Here is a 15,784-nt window from a genome sequence, read left to right as displayed (position 1 = left end):
GGGCGGGGAGTAGTCTCCGGGCATGGACAGCGACTACAAGTTGACACAGACCGAGCTGCACGAGTTCGCCATCCACGACAAGCCCGCCGGTGCGCTCCGGGCCACGATCGCCCGCGAGGCCTCGGGTTCCTGGTCGACGCGCGAGCCCGAGCAGGGCGGACAGCACGCGAGCCCGCAGGAGTTCGACGACCAGTCCAGCCCGCAGACCGCGTTCGCCGCGTGGACGCAGGCTCAGCGAGCACCCGACCCGGAGTCCTGAGCTCAGAGCTCCCGGGCGAGGAAGTCGCGCATCGCGGCGATCAGGCGCAGGCGGGAGTCGGCCCGGCGGTATTCGTGGCCCTCGCCGGCGAGCTCGAGGTAGTCGACCGGGCGGTCGAGGGCACGCAGGGCGGCGACGATGCGGTGCGCCTCGCCGATCGGCACGTTGGTGTCGAGCTCGCCGTGCACCACGAGCAGGGGGGCCCGGATGCGCGCGGCACTCCCGAGCGGCGAGATCGTGGCCAGGAACTCAGCGTCGTCGACCGGATGCCCGTACTTGGTGACGGCGGCATCCGCGATCCACGGCTCCGTCTCGGCATAGAAGTGGTGCAGGTCGGACATGCCGCAGACGTCGACGCCCGCCGCGAAGACGCCGGGCGTGAAGGCCAGCGCCGCGAGGGTGAGGTACCCGCCGTACGAGCGGCCCGTCACCGCGATCCGGCCCGGATCGGCGATGCCCGCGGCGACCAGGAACTGCGCGGCCGCCGTGACGTCGTCGAAGGCGCCCTGCCGGCCGCGCACGTCGTCGGCGTGGCCGAACTCCCGCCCGAATCCGGACGAGCCGCGCACGTTCGGCGCGAACACGGCGATGCCGGATGCCGCGAGCACCTGATGCTGCGGGCTGAACGTGGGCCGTTCCTGCGACTCGGGCCCGCCGTGCAGGTGCAGCATCGCGGGGCCGGGAACGGGCTCCGCCGGCGCGGGGAGCAGCCACGGTCCCGAGCGCGAAGCCCCCGCACGGGCAGAAACGGTCTCGATGCCCAGGCCCGAGCCCGTGTCCGTCGCATCCGTCGTCGCCGCCCGGTACAGCCAGCCCGTGATCTCGAGTCCGTCGAGCGAGCGGTAGGTCTCCAGGGTCGGCACCACGAGTCGCGCCGCCGGCAGCTCGGGCACCGCGGTCACGCGCGTCCAGGCGAAGCCGGCGGTGTCCAGCCGCCAGATCTCGCGCGGCCGCTGCGGGCCTTCCACCGCCAGCAGCACGCTCGACCCGTCGCGGCTGAGCACCGGGCTCGTGGCCACGGCGCCCGGTAGCCCCGGCACGGGCTCGAACCGCCCGGTCACCGTGTCGTAGAGCTCGAGCTCGCTGCGTCCCGCCACGTTCCACACGAGCAGCAGCAGGCGCCCGGCATCGTCGGCGTCGAGCGCTTCCAGCTCGGCGTCTGCCCGGTCGGCGAGCACCCTCGGTGCCCGCCCCCAGTCGGCGGGATCGACGGGAATGGCCACCAGCTGCCGCCGGGGCAGCCCCACCTCGGTGGCGGCGTACACGACCGCGGGAGCGCTCTCCCCGGGAGGCGCGGGCCGGATGAACGCCACATCGGTGCCCCCGGTGGCCGGATGCGGCATCACGGCGTGATCGCGATCGGTCTCGCGGTCGACCACCACACAGAACTCGTGGCCGCGCGGGCCGTCGCGCATCACCAGCATCCGCTCGCCCGCCGAGAGGTCGAGCACGTGGATCAGCGCGCCCTCGGCCAGTGGTTCGAGCGCGCCGGTGAGCGGATCGGCCAGGAACGCGCGGGTGCGCTCCCCGGGCGCCGTCGCGGGCACGGTGAGGATGACGCGGTGCCCGCTGCGGGTCCAAGGCCCGAGCTCGGCGTGCCGCTCGGGGTCGCCCGAGATGCGGCAGGCGTCGCTCCCGTCGGGCCGCACCACCCAGACCTGCGTGCGCACGCCGCCGTCGGTCGCGACGGCGCAGGCGAGCCAGGCGCTGTCGGCCGACCAGCTCACCGCGATGACCGGGTCGTCGGAGACCCGCACGCGCTGCGCCTCGGGGATGTCGGTCGCGCCGGGCTCGGGCACGTCCTGCACCCAGACCTCGGGCGAGCCGCCGCGGTCGCTGACGAAGGCCACGCGGCGCGCATCCGGGGTCATCGACGGGCCCCAGCTGCCCCAGGCACCCACGAGCTGCGCGGCCAGGTCACCGCCGTCCGCCCCCGGGGAACCGGGTGCGCGCGGGGTCATCGGTGCGCCTGCGGGGCCTGCCATCGAACGGATCGTCGCGCCGCTCATCGGATGCCGTTCTCCTGCAGCCACATCTCCAGCAGGGCGAGCTGCCAGAGCGCGTTCGAGCCGAGCGTGGTGCGGGTCTCGTTCGGGGCGGCGAGCATCGACTCCACCGTGCCGGCGTCGAACAGGTCGCGACGGCGCGCGGCCGGGTCGGTGAGTGCCGCGCGCACGCGCTCGAAGTACGGGCCCTCGAGCTGGCGGATGGCGGGCACCGGGAAGTAGCCCTTGGTGCGGTCGATCACGGCATCCGGAACCAGGCCGCGGCTGGCTCGCTTCAGCACGCCCTTGCCGCCGTCGGACAACTTCAGCTCGGGCGGGATCGCGGCCACCAGTTCCACGAACTCGTGGTCGAGGAAGGGCACCCGCGCCTCCAGGCCCCAGGCCATCGTCATGTTGTCGACCCGCTTCACCGGGTCGTCGACGAGCATCACGGTGGTGTCGTTGCGGAGGGCGGCGTCGACCGCCGTCTCGGCGCCGGGCTCGGCGAAGCGGGCGCGGATGAACGCGGTCGGCGCATCCGTCTCGTCGAGCCAGGCGCGGTTGAGCAGCTTCTCCAGCGCGGGCCGGCGGCGGTCGAAGAACACACGGGAGTACGCCTCCACGGCCTGGTCGCGCGGCACGGAGGCGAGCGGCGGATACCAGTCGTAGCCGCCCAGCACCTCGTCGGCGCCCTGTCCCGACTGCACCACCTTCACGCTCTGCGAGACGTCTTCGGAGAGCAGGTAGAACGCCACGCAGTCGTGGCTCACCATGGGCTCGCTCATCGCGGCGACCGTGCCGTCGATGCCGGGCAGCAGTCGTCCGCTGTCGATCGCGATGCGGTGGTGATCGGTGCCGAAATGCTCGGCGACGAGGGTGGAGTACTCGAACTCGTCGCCGGACTCCCCGCCCGCCGAGTCGAAGCCGATGCTGAAGGTGGCCAGGTCGCTCTGCCCGGCCTCGGCCAGCAGCGCCACCACGAGGCTCGAGTCGATCCCGCCCGAGAGCAGCACCCCCACGGGCACGTCGGCCACCATGCGGCGCTCGACCGCGGTGCGGAGGCTGCCGATCAGGGCCTCCTGCCAGTCGGCGTCGTCCCAGTCGGCACGGGAGGCGTCGCGCTCGAACGCGGGCGTCCAGTAGACGTGCTCGGTGAAGCGGCCGTCGGGTTCGATCATCCGCACCGTCGCCGGCGGCAGCTTGCGCACGCCGTTCAGGATGGTTCGGGGCGCGGGCACCACCGAGTGGAAGGTGAGGTAGTACTCCAGGGCGGTGCGGTCGATCGAGGTGTCGACGTCGCCCGCGGCGAGGAGGGCCGGCAGGGTCGAGGCGAAGCGCAGGCGGTCGGGACGCTCGTCGAGGTAGAGCGGCTTGATGCCCAGGCGGTCGCGGGCCATCATCACGCGCCCGGAGGCGTGCTCCACGACCACGAACGCGAACATGCCCAGCAGATGGCCGACGCAGTCCATGCCCCATTCGGCATACGCCTTGCCGATCACCTCGGTGTCGGAGGTGGAGAAGAAGCGGTGGCCGAGGCCCTGCAGCTCGGCACGGAGCTGGTGGTGGTTGTAGATGCAGCCGTTGAACACGATCGAGAGGCCGAGATCGGTGTCGACCATCGGCTGCGCGCCGGCCTCCGAGAGATCGATGATGGCGAGGCGGCGGTGGCCGAGTGCGACGTGCTCGTGGGCCCAGAACCCCGATCCGTCGGGCCCGCGATCACTCTGACAGCCGGTCATCCGTTGCACGGCGTCGCCGTCGGCCACCCGCTGGTCGAAACGGATCTCGCCCGCTATTCCGCACATCGCGTTCGCCTCTTCCGTCGATGGTCCGGCCTGGCCCGGCGCTCGGTCCTACCGCTTGGCGGGCAGGATCCAGGTGTCTTTCGAGCCCCCGCCGCGGGAGGAGTTGACCACCATACTCCCGGCCGGTGCGACCCGGGTGAGAGCGAGGTCGGCCACGCTCAGGCCGTACTCGCCGTCGCCGGTGGCGTAGACGAACACGCGCAGGTCGACGTGACGGGGCTCCAGCACGGTGCCGCCGTCGTCGGCGACCGCGTCTTCGCCCTCGTCGGGCACCACGAACGTCGGATGCGACGACAGTGCCACCACCTCCTGCGCCACCCAGTTCTCCGGATCGGCCGCGATCTCGGCCCGCCGCTCGGCCACGGCCGCCGCACCCGAGGCCGGGCCGATCAGCACGCCCTCGCCGCCGTGCCCGTCGACCGGCTTGGTGACCAGCTCACCGACCCGTTCGAGCACGCCGCGGCGCTCCGTCTCGTCGCTGGTGCGGTAGGTGGGAACCTGCTCCAGCAGCGGGCGCTCGTCGAGGTAGTAGGTGATCAGGCTCGGCACGTTGCAGTACATCGCCTTGTCGTCGGCGATCCCGTTGCCCGGGGCGTTCCCCAGGAACACCTGGCCCGCGGCGGCCACCGACATGACGTCGCGTCCGATCGGCGCGCCCGACCCGTCCACGGCATCCGGGAGCTCGGTGTCCAGCCTCAGGTAGAGGGCGTCGACCGGCGTGCGGCCCTCGCGCGACACCACCCGCCCGTCGTGCACCTCGATCTCGTCGAGCGTCAGCAGCAGCAGCCCGGCTCCCTCGGCGAGCAGCCGGTGCTCGAACCACGCGGTGCTGTCGGGCCCGCTGCTCAGAAGCGCCAGCACCGGGGCGCGGGAGGAATCGTCGGTCGGCGCACCGGCTCGGCGCGCACCCGCCAGCAGTGCGCGGCGCAGAGCCGCGAAGGCGGTGACGGGGTCGAGGATGCCCGCCGGCCGCGGCACGTCGGCGGCCACGGCATCCATCAGCTGCCGGATGGCCAGGGCGTAGGCGGCCCCGCTGGGATTGCGCACGTTGTCTTCGAGCACCCGCCAGCCGCCGAACTCGTTGCGCACGAGGTCGAAGCCGAACACGGCCGAGCGCACGGTCCCCTCGGGCAGCCGGCGGGCGTCGTCCTGCCAGCCGGGGGCGCCTTCGACCGCGCCACGGGGGATCACACCGTCGGTCAGGATGCGCTGCCGCCCGTAGACGTCTTGCAGAAAGGCCTCGAGAGCCCGAGCCCGCTGGGTGAGGCCCGCCGCGATGTCGCTCCACTCGTGCGCCGTGATGATGCGCGGCACCAGGTCGACCTCGAACGGCCGCAGCTCGCCGTCGACGCCGAAGGTCAGCTCGTGCTCGCTCGCCCACCGGCGGCTCGCGCGCATCCGCTCGCCGACCTGGTGCGGGCTCAGCTCTTCGACGTGCCGCACGATCTGCTCGTAGGCGGGGCGGGGGCGCGACCCGGGGCCGACGGCCTCGTCGCCGGCACGCGTGCGGTAGCTGCGCAGAGCGGGAGCGGCCGGGGCGAGCCCTCCGGCGGGGCCGTGCGTCTCGGCGACGACGAGCTTCACCACCGCGTCGATCTCGCCGCGTTCGGCGAACGTGGCGCGCTGCCGGTCGGCCGAGTTGCCGCGGGCCAGGAGGGTGTCGGCCAGGTCGACGACCTCGTCGTAGTCGCCCAGTTCTTCGAGCTGCGGGCGGAGGCGCCGGATGAGGTGCCGCACGGCGTGGGCGGCGGCGGTGGGCCGCGGATGCACGGTGTCGTCGAGCAGGTCGCCCGTGAGGCCAGAACGCGCGGCCTGCCACATGGCGGCGCGGTGGATGGGGGCGGCCTGCGGGTGGTACGGCCGGCCGGCCTCGATGTCGAGCTCGGCGGCGCGCACGGTGGCGCGGAAGAGACCGGCGATCAGCACGGCGTCGTCGACGATCGGGCAGGCGTCGCACACCCGCAGTTCCAGGGTGGGCGCGTGCGAGGAGGGTCGCACCTCGAAGTAGGCCATCTTCGAGTCGGCGATCACCCCGGTGGCGATGAGGTCGGTGAGCAGTTCGTCGTACTCGGCGGCCGAGCCGATGTCTCCGGTGGCGCCGGCGCTCGGCCAGCGCTGCCAGATGATGGAGCGAATGCTGGAGTACCCGGTGTCGTGCCCGTTCCAGTAGGGCGAGCTGGCCGAGATGGCGAGCAGGGTGGGCAGATCGCGGGAGATCCGTTGGGCGATGTCGACGGCCATGTTGCGATCGGCGACGCCCACATGGATCTGGGTGCCGCAGATGAGCTGCTCGTCGACCAGCAGCCGGTACTGCTCCTGCATCCGCCCGTACCGCCCGCTGGTGGTGAGCTCGAAGTCGGCGAACTCGCTGCGGGGTGCCGTGCCGACGCAGGCAATGCCGATTCCCTCGGGAGCGGCCGCGTCGATCACGCCCTTGCGCAGCCGCAGGATCTCCTGCCGCAGGCCGTCGAGGCTCGTGACCACGTCGGTGTTGGTCTCGACGGTCGTGCGCTGGATCTCGGCCGAATAGTTCTCGCCGGGCAGCCTCGACAGGATCTGCGGCGCGCGCGCCGACAGCTTCCCGCTCTCGAGATCGATCAGGTGGAGCTCTTCTTCCGCGCCAAGCGTCAACACCGCAGCCATGGCCACACCCTATGGTGCCCGCCCCGCGCGCGCCCAGATTCTGCGGAACATCGACAGGCATCCGAAACAGGCGCGCAATCTTCCGCAGGGCGGTCAGCGGGCCAGGAGTGCCCGCGCCGCCTGGGTGACGAGGGTGCGGTCGGTGGTGAGCACGAAGTCGTAGAACCCCTCGGCGTGCCGGGACGCGTCGATCTCGCGCGCGGTGAGGGCGGCGGCATGATCGGCCGTGAAGACGATCACGTCCCATTCCCTGGCGAGCGGATCGTCGGCCGCGATGACCTTGCTGTGGCTTTCCGCCGGAAGGGCTGAGGCGGCCCCCACGGTGTAGACGGTGAGGAGGCAGCCGCTGTCGGCGAGGCGCTGGTAACGGCTGGCCGTGGCGGGAGTGACGTTCGAGTCGTGCTGGAAGGTCGCGAGCACGACCGCGCTGTCTCCACCGGCCCGAGCCCGCTCCTCGAGGAACTTGCTCACCTGCACCAGCAGTTCCCGGCCGCCTCGCCGGGGCTCGACGGCGGCGCTGACGATCTCGAACGGCGTGCCTGCGGCGGGTGTGGCCGCCGAGGCCGAACGGGCGACGCGAGCGCGGAAGTCCGTTCGGGCCTCGACGGTGTTCTCGGCCGCGGCCGCGTCTTCCGCGGAGCCCGGCCTGCCGTAGTGCCAGCCCTGCCCCAAGGTCGCACCGAGAGCCTGCGCCATGACTTCGTGGCGGTCGTTCTCGATGCCTTCGGCGAGCACGAAGGTGTCGGAGTGGGCGGCGTAGTCGGCGACCGCCGTCATGATCCTGGCCACGTTCTGGTCGGGCTGCTGGCGGATCAGGCCCATGTCGAGCTTGATGACGTCGGGGGCGATCAGCGGCAGAAGCGCCAGGGTCGCCGGTTCGGCACCGAGATCGTCGACCGCGATCGCGTGGCCCAGATCGCGCAGTCGCCGGATGGCCGCGAGCAACCGCCCGGTGTCGCGCCCGAGAGCGCGTTCGGTGATCTCCACCGTGAGGGGCAACCCGCTCGTGAGGCCGGAGGGGAGGTTCTCGCGCCAGAGCGTCGGGGGCTCGACGTTGACGAACAGGTCGTGGGCGCGGCGCCCGCCCATCACCCCGGCGGCGGCGACGGCCCGGCCGATGCACTCGGCATCGACGTCTTCGATGGAGCCGGCCTCGTAGGCCTGCTGCAGCGCGAGGTCGGGGGCGACCGCGCCCGTGCCGTCCGCGAACCGCGACAGCGCCTCGTGCGCGACCACGCGACCGGTGGCGATGTCGACGATCGGCTGGAAGAGGGTCCCGACGAGTGTGATGTCTCGGTGCGGCGACAGGGTCATGCCGCCATCTTGTCCCACATGTGTCGCCCGGGGGACTTGGTAGGGTGGAGCGACTCGAATTGTGGGGAGACCTCATGGCAGAAGTGCTGCTCGGTGCCGTCGGACTGTTCTCGGCGGTCGTCGGCGTTCTCGGTGTGATGGCGGTCGTCGCCATGATCAAGGCGCCCTACAAGGGCTAACACCCCGGTCATACCTGACGCGAGCCGGTGACCACCGTGGCGTCGAGGTCTTCTGAGCGGGCGATCTGCGGATGCAGACCCGCGGCCTCGAAGAGCGCCGCCGTGAGCGGGGCCTGGTGTTCGCTCGTCTCGATCAGCAGCCGGCCTCCCGGCGCGAGCCACTCGATGGCGCCGGAGACCACGCGGCGTTGCACGTCGAGTCCGTCGTGCCCGCCGTCGAGCGCCAGCCGCGCCTCGTGCAGACGGGCCTCGGGCGGCATCGTGGCGATCGCCTCCGTGGGCACATAGGGGGCGTTCACCACGAGAGCGTCGACGCGCCCGGTCAGCGCGCTCGGCAGGGCGGCATAGAGATCGCCTTCGAAGACGCGCTCCGGCGGCAGATTCCGGCGGGCGCTCGCGACGGCGGCCGGGTCGAGCTCCGCTGCATAGACCATGCACCCCGGCGCCTCGGCGGCGATGGCCGCGCCGACGGCTCCGGATCCGCAGCAGAGGTCGAGCACCACGGCCTTCGCCGGCAGGTCGCGCAAGGCGGTTTCGACGAGGAAGCCCGTGCGCTGCCGGGGGACGAAGACCCCGGGGCCGACGGCGATCCGCAGCCCCCGGAATTCCGCCCAGCCCAGGATGTGCTCGAGCGGATCGCCCGCGACGCGCCGGGCGAGCATCCGCTCGAGTTCGCCCCCGTCGCCGGCCGAGGCCTCGACCAGCAGGGCGGCCTCGTCTTCGGCGAACACGCAGCCCGCGGCGCGCAGCCGCGTGACCAGGTCGTCGGGCACCACGCCGTCGGCCGGCACGTCGTCGGCCGAGGTCACGCCGGCAGCGAGGCCTCGATCAGCGCGACGATCTCGGGGTCGTCGGGCTGCACGGTCGGCCGGAAACGGTGCACCGCGCCATCCGGGGTCACCACGAACTTCTCGAAGTTCCACTTGACGCGCCCGGCCTTGCCGGCGGAATCCGGAGCCTTGGTGAGCTCCTGGTAGAGCGGATGCGCCGAGCGCCCGTTCACCTTGATGCGGTCGAACATCGGGAAGGTGACTCCCCAGGTGAGGGAGCAGTACTCCTTGATCTTGTCGGTGTCGGAGAGCTCCTGCAGGAACTGGTTGCTCGGAAAGCCGAGCACCGTAAACCCGCGGTCGCCGTAGGTCTTCTGCAGCTCTTCGAGCTTCTCGTACTGCGGGGCCAGCCCGCAGCGCGATGCCACGTTCACGATCAGCTTCACGGGGGCGTAGTCGGCGAGCGTCGAGGTGCCGCCGTCGATGGTGGTGAGGGGAATCTGCTCCAGAGCCGGAGTGGGGGTGGGAGTCGCGGTCACGGTCACGTCCTTCTCGCCGCGTTCTGGGTCGCGGCACGCCAGAACTCTACGCTCGTGTTCGCCTGCGTTCCTGGCGATCTCCTGCTTTACTGGCAGCATCCGGAGGTGGTCGTGACGGGCTCCGGCGAGGTCGGGGGTTCGCGATGGCGCACTACAGCACCGGTCCGGCGGGTGCGGGCGGGGCCCGGCCGGCTAACCCGTGGCGCACCGGCTTCATCGTGCTGGCGATCATCGCCGCCCTCGCCCTCATCGGTGCGGTCGTCTGGGGCATCGTGAGCGCGCTCGGCGGCCGGAGTCCGGATGCCGCGAGCACGCCTGCGCCGACCGTGACCGTCACGCAGACGGCGACTCCCACCCCGACGCCGACCGCCGTCCCGCTCGCCGCGTGTCCCGCCGGCCAGCTCACCGTGACCCTCGGAGAGGCCGGCGGCGCCGCGGGCTCGACACAGGTGCCGCTGATTTTCACCAACACCGGTGCCGAATGCACGATGCAGGGATTCCCGCAGGTGGCGTTCGTCGGCGACGACAACGGTACCCAGCTGGGCGCGGCGGCCGTGCCCGACAGCACGAGCGCCGTCGCCTCGTTCGACCTGGCCACCGGAGACTCGCTGCAGGCGCCGCTCACCGTCGAGGTCGCCGAGAACTTCCCGGACTGCGACACCTCGGCGGCCAACGGCTTCCGCGTCTTCCCGCCGAACGACTCGGGCGCGATCTTCGTGCCCACCACCGACTACACGGCCTGCACGAACACGGGCACCGAGCTGCTGAAGATCGGAGCCGTGCAGCAGAACTGAGGGGTGTGGTGGTGGGTATTCTGCCGGGGGCGCCGGGCTTCGCTCGTCGCTCCCGGGGCTCGCCGGTCCCTGCCCGGCGAGCCGCGACATGTGAGCGCGCGGTCGAGGGACGCGGCCTTCGGTCGCATCCCTCGGCCACACGCTCACCCTGGGTCAGCGAGTACGGCCTGAGACTTTGGGTCGTCGGTGGGGAGGGGGCGCTCATAGGCGGGGCACTGGCCGCGCTCAGGGTGTGCGCGGGAGGTCCTGGCAGGCTGAGGGGACCATGATCTCCTTCACGCTGCTGCTCAACCTCCTGTTCGCGGGGGTGCTCGGCACGCTCGTGGTGGTGGCCGTGGTGCGGGCGTTCGATCCGCGGCCCGCCCGGGCGCGGGCGATCGTGCCCCTCGCGCTCCTCTGGGCGGCCGCGGTGCTGTTCATGACACTGCGGCCGGGCACCGGGCTGGGGGTGCGGCTGAACCTGGTTCCGCTGATCGTCGACGGGCCCGCATCCGCTCTCGACGCCGTGCTGAACGTCATCGTGTTCGTGCCGCTGGGCCTGCTGCTGGCCCTCACCGGCATACGGTTACGCAGCGTGTTCGCGCTGGCCCTCGCGCTCACCCTCGTCATCGAGACGACGCAGTACCTCACCGACCTCGGCCGCACGGCCGACATCAACGACGTCATCACGAACACCGCGGGAGCCTGCCTGGGCTGGGCGGTCGCGCGCGGCCTCCAGCACATCGCGGGCCGAGCCGGTGCGACTCGCCGGGTCGTGCCCCGCTACTGAGGCGGCAGGCGGCAGGCGGCGGCCGTCCCGGCCTTTCCCAGCCGGGCGAAATGCGCGGCGGCTAGCCTGGGCGGTCTATGGAGATCGTCGTCGACATCGTGCTGATCGTGATCGCCCTGCTGGCCGTGCTCGGCGGCTGGCGGCGCGGCGCCCTGGTGACCGCGGCGTCGCTCGTGGGGATCGTGGCGGGGGCGTGGCTGGCCACGGCCGTGGCGCCGCCGATCGTGAGCTGGCTGGCGGGGCTCGGCTGGGCCGACCCGATTCAGCGGGCGGTCGCCGCGGGGGTCGTGCTGCTGCTGTGCATGTCGCTCGCGATCGCCCTGCTCAGCGTCGTGGCGCGGCTGCTGCGGCGGGTGATCGGCGTGGTCCGGATCGGGCGCGGCATCGATTCGCTCGGCGGCGCCGTGCTCGGGCTCGTCACCTGGGGCGTGGTGGTGTGGCTGCTGGCCGGCTTCCTGCAGACCACCGGGCTGATGCCGGTGACCCAGCTCGTGGCATCCTCCCGCGTGGTGTCGACGCTGAACAGCCTCTCGCCGATCCCCTCCTCCACCGCGCTCGCCGCGATCGGCGACACGCTCGACGACTCCGGGTTCCCCGAGGTGTTCGCGTTCGGCTCCGAGACCATCCAGGGGGCGGCCGAACCCGACCCGAACGTGCCCGCCGCCGTGAACGCGGCCGCCGACGGCGTCGTGCGCATCCTCTCCTCCGCCCCGGGCTGCGGATCCGACGCCGAGGGCAGCGGCTGGGTGGTGGCCGGCGACCGCGTCGTCACCAACGCGCACGTCGTGGCCGGATCCGAGCAGCTCTACGTGCAGCCGAGCGGAGTGGGCGAGTTGCTCGAGGCGACGCTCGTGGTCTTCGATCCGGATCGCGATCTGGCTGTGCTCGACGTTCCGGATCTCGGGCTCGACCCGTTGCCGCTCGGCACCGAGCTCGCCTCGGGCGACTCGGCGGTCGTGGCCGGCTTCCCCGAGAACGGCGCCTACACGGTGGTGCCCTCGCGGGTGCGCGAGGTGGTCGATGCGGTGGGCCGTGACATCTATGAACAGGATGCGGTGACCCGCGAGATCTACTCCCTGCGCTCGACCGTGCGCCCCGGGAACTCCGGCGGGCCGCTGTTCGACGCGGACGGCCAGGTCGTGGGAGTGGTCTTCGCCCGCTCGACCATCGACTCCGAGACCGGCTACGCCATGACGCTCGACGAGATCGCGCCGGTGCTCGCAGCGGCCGGGTCCACCACGCCGGTGGCATCCGGAGCCTGCACGGGCTAGGCGGTCGCGAGCGCTCCGGCCCGGTGCACCAGCCGGGCGCCGAGGTGCAGCAGCAGCGCGCCGAGGGCGCCGAACACGATCCAGGTGGCCAGCGAAGCCGGCCAGCCGGTGACGAAGAAGCCGAGCAGCAAGGCCGCGAGCCAGGCCAGGCCCAGCAGAACGACGGCGCCGAGCAGCGTGAACGCGGCGCGCACGGGCGCTCGCCGGAACACCCGCGCGGCGAGCCGGAATGCGGCGCCGACTCCAGGAGCCACCGCCGCGGCGGGCAGCAGAACGACGGCGGCCAGCAGCGGAACCAGCGCGAGCGGCGGGGAGAGCACCGCGGATGCCGCCGTCACCACCGTGAGCACCAGCGCCCAGCCGAGCAGCCCGACGCGCGGCCAGGCGCGCAGGTGACCGCGCCCGGTGCCGGAGACGCCCGCGGTCACGCCCGCGACGGCGACCACGAGCGCCGTGATCGAGAGCGCGAGCGCCACGGCGAACCAGGCGTCGACGGCCGGCACCGGGTCGCCGATCAGCAGCAGCGTCTGCACGGCGGCGTTCGCGAGTACGGCCGCCGCCACGGTTCCCGCCGCCTGCCGGCCGCTCACGGGCTCGGCTCCGAGGTGGCAGGGGAGGTGCCGGCCGTCGCGGCGTCGTCGAGCACGTCCTGCAGCGATCCGGAGTAGAGCGTCGTCCCGCCCACGGTCACCTCGAGCGATGTCTCGTCCGCCGACGTGGTCTTCACCAGGATCGCGGCTTCCTCGGCCGTGGCGCCCTCGCAGGTGATCGCCGTGGTGCTCGCCACGCAGACCGGGGCCGTCAGCACCTCGACCCCCGAGGCGACGAGCACGTCGTTCGCCGCGAAGCGCACCTCGGCGAGGGTGTCGCCGCCCACCGGGGCCAGGGCGTCGATCTGCGAGCATCCGCTCAGGGCGCCGGCGAGCGCGGTGGCCAGGGCCACCGTCAGCGGCACGGCGGCGATCCTCCTCATGAGGCGACCCGGTTCTCGTACGCCACCAGCCGCGCCCGCTCGGTGGTGTGCTGCGCCTCGAGCATCGCCGGGGTGACGACGGAGAGGTCGAAGGGAGCCGGCAGCAGCAGTTCGGTGTTGCGGTCCAGCGGCGATCCGCGGCGCATCAGCGGTGTCTCGGCCCAGTCGTTGGCGGCCAGCTCGCGGCTGCGGGATGCCAGGTCGAGATAGCCGCCGGATGTGCCGGGCTCGATCGGCGAGGCGTGGTCGAGCACCGTGGTGAACAGCGAGAGCGTGCCGTCCTGGTTGTCGACCACTTCGACGACCTGCTGCTGCTGCGGGAAGTCGATGCAGGAGGCGGTCGTGATCTCCCAGAACCCGCCGCCGGAACCCGCCGTGTGCGCGAGGATCTGGTTCAGGTGCGTGTGCCCGTTCAGCCAGCCGATCACCACCGGGTAGCCCAGCAGCAGCTCGATGAACTCCTCCGCCCCGTGCAGCACCTGGTTCTCGCCCGGCCGTTGCGCGCGGTTCTCCAGGGTGAGGCTGTTGTGGTGGCTGAAGATCAGCACCAGCTTCTTCTCGGCCTGCGCCTTCTCCAGCTCGCCCTTCAGCCACTGGAACTGGTCGTCGGGAACTGCGCCGTCGGGTCCGGCGACCTGGTTGCAGGTGTCCAGTCCGAAGGCCCGGATCGTGGGGGTGAGGTCGGCCTGCCACCAGGTCTCGCCGCTGTCGAGGTTGTGCTGCGTGAAGCCGTGGCCGATCGGGCCCGGCGCCGGCTCGGTCACGAAGTGCTCGGCCATGAAGTCGCGCTGCTCGAACAGGTGGCGGGCCGGATCGGCGGGCACGTCCCGGAAACCGGAGCGGAAGCCGCCCTGCAGTCCGAGGGCGTCGATCATCCGCTGGAACGGACTGGCGGTCGCCGCGTAACCCGCGAGCGCCGCGCCGGCCGTGGCCTCCAGCGTGTACGACTTCTGCGCGCCCACGGCGAGGGCGCCCAGCTGCGAGCTGAGGCCGAAGGTGCCGAGCAGGAGGGTGTCGTGGTTGCCGTAGACCGCGTACCAGGGCACCGGCAGACCCACGGAGGGCACGGGCTCGGCGATGGCCTGGGCCAACAGCTCGGGCAGACGTGGGAACCCGTGGTCGCCGAAGTCGCCGCCGGCGGGGTCGCCCGGCCGGTACGCCCACTGCGCCTCCGGCCAGGCCTGCACGCCGTCGAAGGATGACGGGGATCCGCTGTTCGCCCGCACCGGCTTGCCGTCGAGGATGTCGATGTACCAGCGCAGCTCGTGGGTGGAGTGCATGTCGGCGCTGTCGCCGGTGACGATCGCCGCGCCCATCGGCGCGCCGGTGAGCGGGCTGATCCGCACGTCGGCGAAGGTCTTCACCATGGCAGCGGTGACGTGCACGGTGAGCGGATCCTGGGGGTGGAACGCCGATCCCCAGGCGGAGTGGTCTTGCACGATCATCGGCTCGATCCGGCCGGGCGACTGGGCGTCGATCACGTGCAGGTCGGAGAGATGGCCGAGGTAGAGCAGGGAGCGGCGGGCGCCCGCGCGGCCGGCCCCCGGGGTTCGGCGCAGAACGTCGAGCCTCGGGATGTACGGCTCGCCCGCCCCCTCGGCGAGAGTGCGGTACCGGCCGGATCCCGCGCCGGTGCCGGAGGCGCTCTGCAGCACGGTGCGGGCGAGGGTCGAACCCGCCGATCCGGATGCTCCGGCCGCGGCATCCTGAATCGCCGCCTCGCCCGCTCCGGAGCCCAGCCGCGCGGCCCGATCGGCCTGCGCCGAGACGGCCGAGCCGAGCAGCGCGGGGCTCAGCCCCCAGGCGGCCGCGAGTGCACCGATCCGCGTCACGAACTGGCGGCGCGACAGACCTGGCATGGCGATTCCTCTGGGGTGTCCGGGCCGTCGGGGCGGGTGGTTCCGCGGCGCGATGAGGCGATCGTATCGCGCGGATCCCCTGCGGTCGGGCTCCCATTTCGGGGGTGGTAGTGGCAAATCGCGGAGGCATGTGTACACCGTCCACATCCTCTGTTACCGTGGGCTCATCATCGACCGGAGGAGCCCGCCATGACCACGAACCTGAACCCGTACATCAATTTCCGCGGCCAGGCGGCCGAGGCCGGTGACTTCTACCGGTCGGTGCTCGGCGGCACCATCACGCGCAGCACCTTCGCCGATTTCGGGATGCCCGTCGAGCCCGGCGAGGAGGGGCTCGTGATGCATTCGCAGCTGGTCACCGACGGCGGCCTCGTGCTGATGATCTCCGACGTGCCGGCCAAGATGGACCTCACGCCCGGCAACAACATCACGGTCTCGCTGAGCGGCGACGACGTCGACGAACTGCGCGGCTACTTCGACCGGCTCTCCGAGGGCGCCACGATCTTCGTGCCGATGGAGAAGGCGCCCTGGGGCGACTACTTCGGGCAGCTCACCGACAAGTTCGGCATCAACTGGATGGTGAACGGCGGCGGCACGCCCGACAGCCCCACCGAGTAGCGCTCG

At 72.2% G+C, this 15,784-nt stretch carries 14 protein-coding genes; 5 read left to right on the top strand and 9 right to left on the bottom strand.

Translation table 11 applies throughout. The features are described from left to right. Positions 1–22: 22 nt before the first annotated feature. Positions 23–259, top strand: a complete 237-nt coding sequence (locus tag Q0D75_RS15520; protein WP_291055341.1) for a hypothetical protein — start codon at positions 23–25, stop codon at positions 257–259. A 2-nt stretch (positions 260–261) separates the two neighbouring features. Here Q0D75_RS15520 and Q0D75_RS15515 read toward each other — a convergent pair whose 3' ends face one another. The 6 genes from Q0D75_RS15515 to Q0D75_RS15490 all read right to left on the bottom strand — a co-directional run bounded on the left by Q0D75_RS15515 (position 262) and on the right by Q0D75_RS15490 (position 9,494). Further along, positions 262–2,244: a S9 family peptidase gene (locus Q0D75_RS15515; protein ID WP_291055338.1), complete on the bottom strand. Its 1,983-nt coding sequence runs from the start codon at positions 2,242–2,244 to the stop codon at positions 262–264. Between the two features lie 20 nt (positions 2,245–2,264). Continuing rightward, positions 2,265–4,049, bottom strand: coding sequence for an N-acetylglutaminylglutamine amidotransferase (locus tag Q0D75_RS15510; RefSeq protein WP_291055335.1), 1,785 nt, complete (start codon positions 4,047–4,049; stop codon positions 2,265–2,267). A 48-nt stretch (positions 4,050–4,097) separates the two neighbouring features. After that, the gene (locus Q0D75_RS15505; protein ID WP_291055332.1) at positions 4,098–6,692 is read right to left on the bottom strand and encodes a carboxylate--amine ligase/circularly permuted type 2 ATP-grasp protein; all 2,595 of its coding nucleotides are present in this window, start codon (positions 6,690–6,692) and stop codon (positions 4,098–4,100) included. Between the two features lie 93 nt (positions 6,693–6,785). After that, positions 6,786–8,006, bottom strand: a complete 1,221-nt coding sequence (locus Q0D75_RS15500) for an EAL domain-containing protein (RefSeq protein ID WP_291055329.1) — start codon at positions 8,004–8,006, stop codon at positions 6,786–6,788. A 187-nt stretch (positions 8,007–8,193) separates the two neighbouring features. Further along, positions 8,194–8,994 carry a putative protein N(5)-glutamine methyltransferase gene (locus Q0D75_RS15495; RefSeq protein WP_291055326.1) on the bottom strand — a complete coding sequence of 267 codons (801 nt, stop codon included), beginning with the start codon at positions 8,992–8,994 and terminating at the stop codon, positions 8,194–8,196. Beyond that, complete coding sequence (locus Q0D75_RS15490) at positions 8,991–9,494, bottom strand: glutathione peroxidase (protein ID WP_291055322.1); 504 nt, start codon at positions 9,492–9,494, stop codon at positions 8,991–8,993. The genes Q0D75_RS15495 and Q0D75_RS15490 overlap by 4 nt, the downstream gene beginning before the upstream one ends. Positions 9,495–9,637: 143 nt before the next feature. Here Q0D75_RS15490 and Q0D75_RS15485 point away from each other — a divergent pair, with 143 nt between their 5' ends. The 3 genes from Q0D75_RS15485 (at position 9,638) to Q0D75_RS15475 (ending at position 12,328) form a co-directional block, all read left to right on the top strand. Next, entirely contained in the window at positions 9,638–10,288 is a 651-nt protein-coding gene (locus Q0D75_RS15485; protein ID WP_291055319.1) for a DUF4232 domain-containing protein, read from the top strand. Between the two features lie 265 nt (positions 10,289–10,553). Continuing rightward, a complete protein-coding gene (locus Q0D75_RS15480) occupies positions 10,554–11,057 on the top strand; it encodes a VanZ family protein (RefSeq protein WP_291055316.1) in 504 nt (167 codons plus the stop codon). A 77-nt stretch (positions 11,058–11,134) separates the two neighbouring features. Continuing rightward, positions 11,135–12,328 carry a MarP family serine protease gene (locus tag Q0D75_RS15475; RefSeq protein WP_291055313.1) on the top strand — a complete coding sequence of 398 codons (1,194 nt, stop codon included), beginning with the start codon at positions 11,135–11,137 and terminating at the stop codon, positions 12,326–12,328. Here the strand turns inward: Q0D75_RS15475 and Q0D75_RS15470 are convergent. Genes Q0D75_RS15470 through Q0D75_RS15460 form a run of 3 tightly spaced genes read right to left on the bottom strand, consistent with a single transcriptional unit; the run spans position 12,325 to position 15,160 of the window. After that, a complete protein-coding gene (locus Q0D75_RS15470; protein WP_291055310.1) occupies positions 12,325–12,918 on the bottom strand; it encodes a hypothetical protein in 594 nt (197 codons plus the stop codon). The two genes, Q0D75_RS15475 and Q0D75_RS15470, sit on opposite strands and share 4 nt — an antisense overlap. Beyond that, entirely contained in the window at positions 12,915–13,301 is a 387-nt protein-coding gene (locus Q0D75_RS15465) for a hypothetical protein (protein ID WP_291055307.1), read from the bottom strand. The genes Q0D75_RS15470 and Q0D75_RS15465 overlap by 4 nt, the downstream gene beginning before the upstream one ends. Beyond that, positions 13,298–15,160 (bottom strand): TIGR03767 family metallophosphoesterase, encoded by a 1,863-nt coding sequence (locus tag Q0D75_RS15460; protein WP_291055304.1) that lies wholly within the window; start codon positions 15,158–15,160, stop codon positions 13,298–13,300. Before Q0D75_RS15460 ends, Q0D75_RS15465 begins: the two co-directional genes overlap by 4 nt. A gap of 189 nt (positions 15,161–15,349) precedes the next feature. Between Q0D75_RS15460 and Q0D75_RS15455 the strand changes: the two genes are divergently transcribed. Next, positions 15,350–15,778 (top strand): VOC family protein, encoded by a 429-nt coding sequence (locus Q0D75_RS15455; RefSeq protein WP_291055302.1) that lies wholly within the window; start codon positions 15,350–15,352, stop codon positions 15,776–15,778. Positions 15,779–15,784: the final 6 nt, after the last annotated feature.

This window comes from Herbiconiux sp. (assembly GCF_023264855.1).
Classification (GTDB): Bacteria; Actinomycetota; Actinomycetes; order Actinomycetales; family Microbacteriaceae; genus Herbiconiux.
Note: the sequence above shows the minus strand (reverse complement) of the source record. Positions and strands in the feature narration are given on the sequence as shown.

Coding starts and splice junctions, on each gene's coding strand:
- Q0D75_RS15520 (WP_291055341.1), top strand. CDS start 23: ATGGACAGCGACTACAAGTTGACACAGACCGAGCTGCACGAGTTCGCC.
- Q0D75_RS15515 (WP_291055338.1), bottom strand. CDS start 2,244: ATGGCAGGCCCCGCAGGCGCACCGATGACCCCGCGCGCACCCGGTTCC.
- Q0D75_RS15510 (WP_291055335.1), bottom strand. CDS start 4,049: ATGTGCGGAATAGCGGGCGAGATCCGTTTCGACCAGCGGGTGGCCGAC.
- Q0D75_RS15505 (WP_291055332.1), bottom strand. CDS start 6,692: ATGGCTGCGGTGTTGACGCTTGGCGCGGAAGAAGAGCTCCACCTGATC.
- Q0D75_RS15500 (WP_291055329.1), bottom strand. CDS start 8,006: ATGACCCTGTCGCCGCACCGAGACATCACACTCGTCGGGACCCTCTTC.
- Q0D75_RS15485 (WP_291055319.1), top strand. CDS start 9,638: ATGGCGCACTACAGCACCGGTCCGGCGGGTGCGGGCGGGGCCCGGCCG.
- Q0D75_RS15480 (WP_291055316.1), top strand. CDS start 10,554: ATGATCTCCTTCACGCTGCTGCTCAACCTCCTGTTCGCGGGGGTGCTC.
- Q0D75_RS15475 (WP_291055313.1), top strand. CDS start 11,135: ATGGAGATCGTCGTCGACATCGTGCTGATCGTGATCGCCCTGCTGGCC.
- Q0D75_RS15465 (WP_291055307.1), bottom strand. CDS start 13,301: ATGAGGAGGATCGCCGCCGTGCCGCTGACGGTGGCCCTGGCCACCGCG.
- Q0D75_RS15460 (WP_291055304.1), bottom strand. CDS start 15,160: ATGCCAGGTCTGTCGCGCCGCCAGTTCGTGACGCGGATCGGTGCACTC.
- Q0D75_RS15455 (WP_291055302.1), top strand. CDS start 15,350: ATGACCACGAACCTGAACCCGTACATCAATTTCCGCGGCCAGGCGGCC.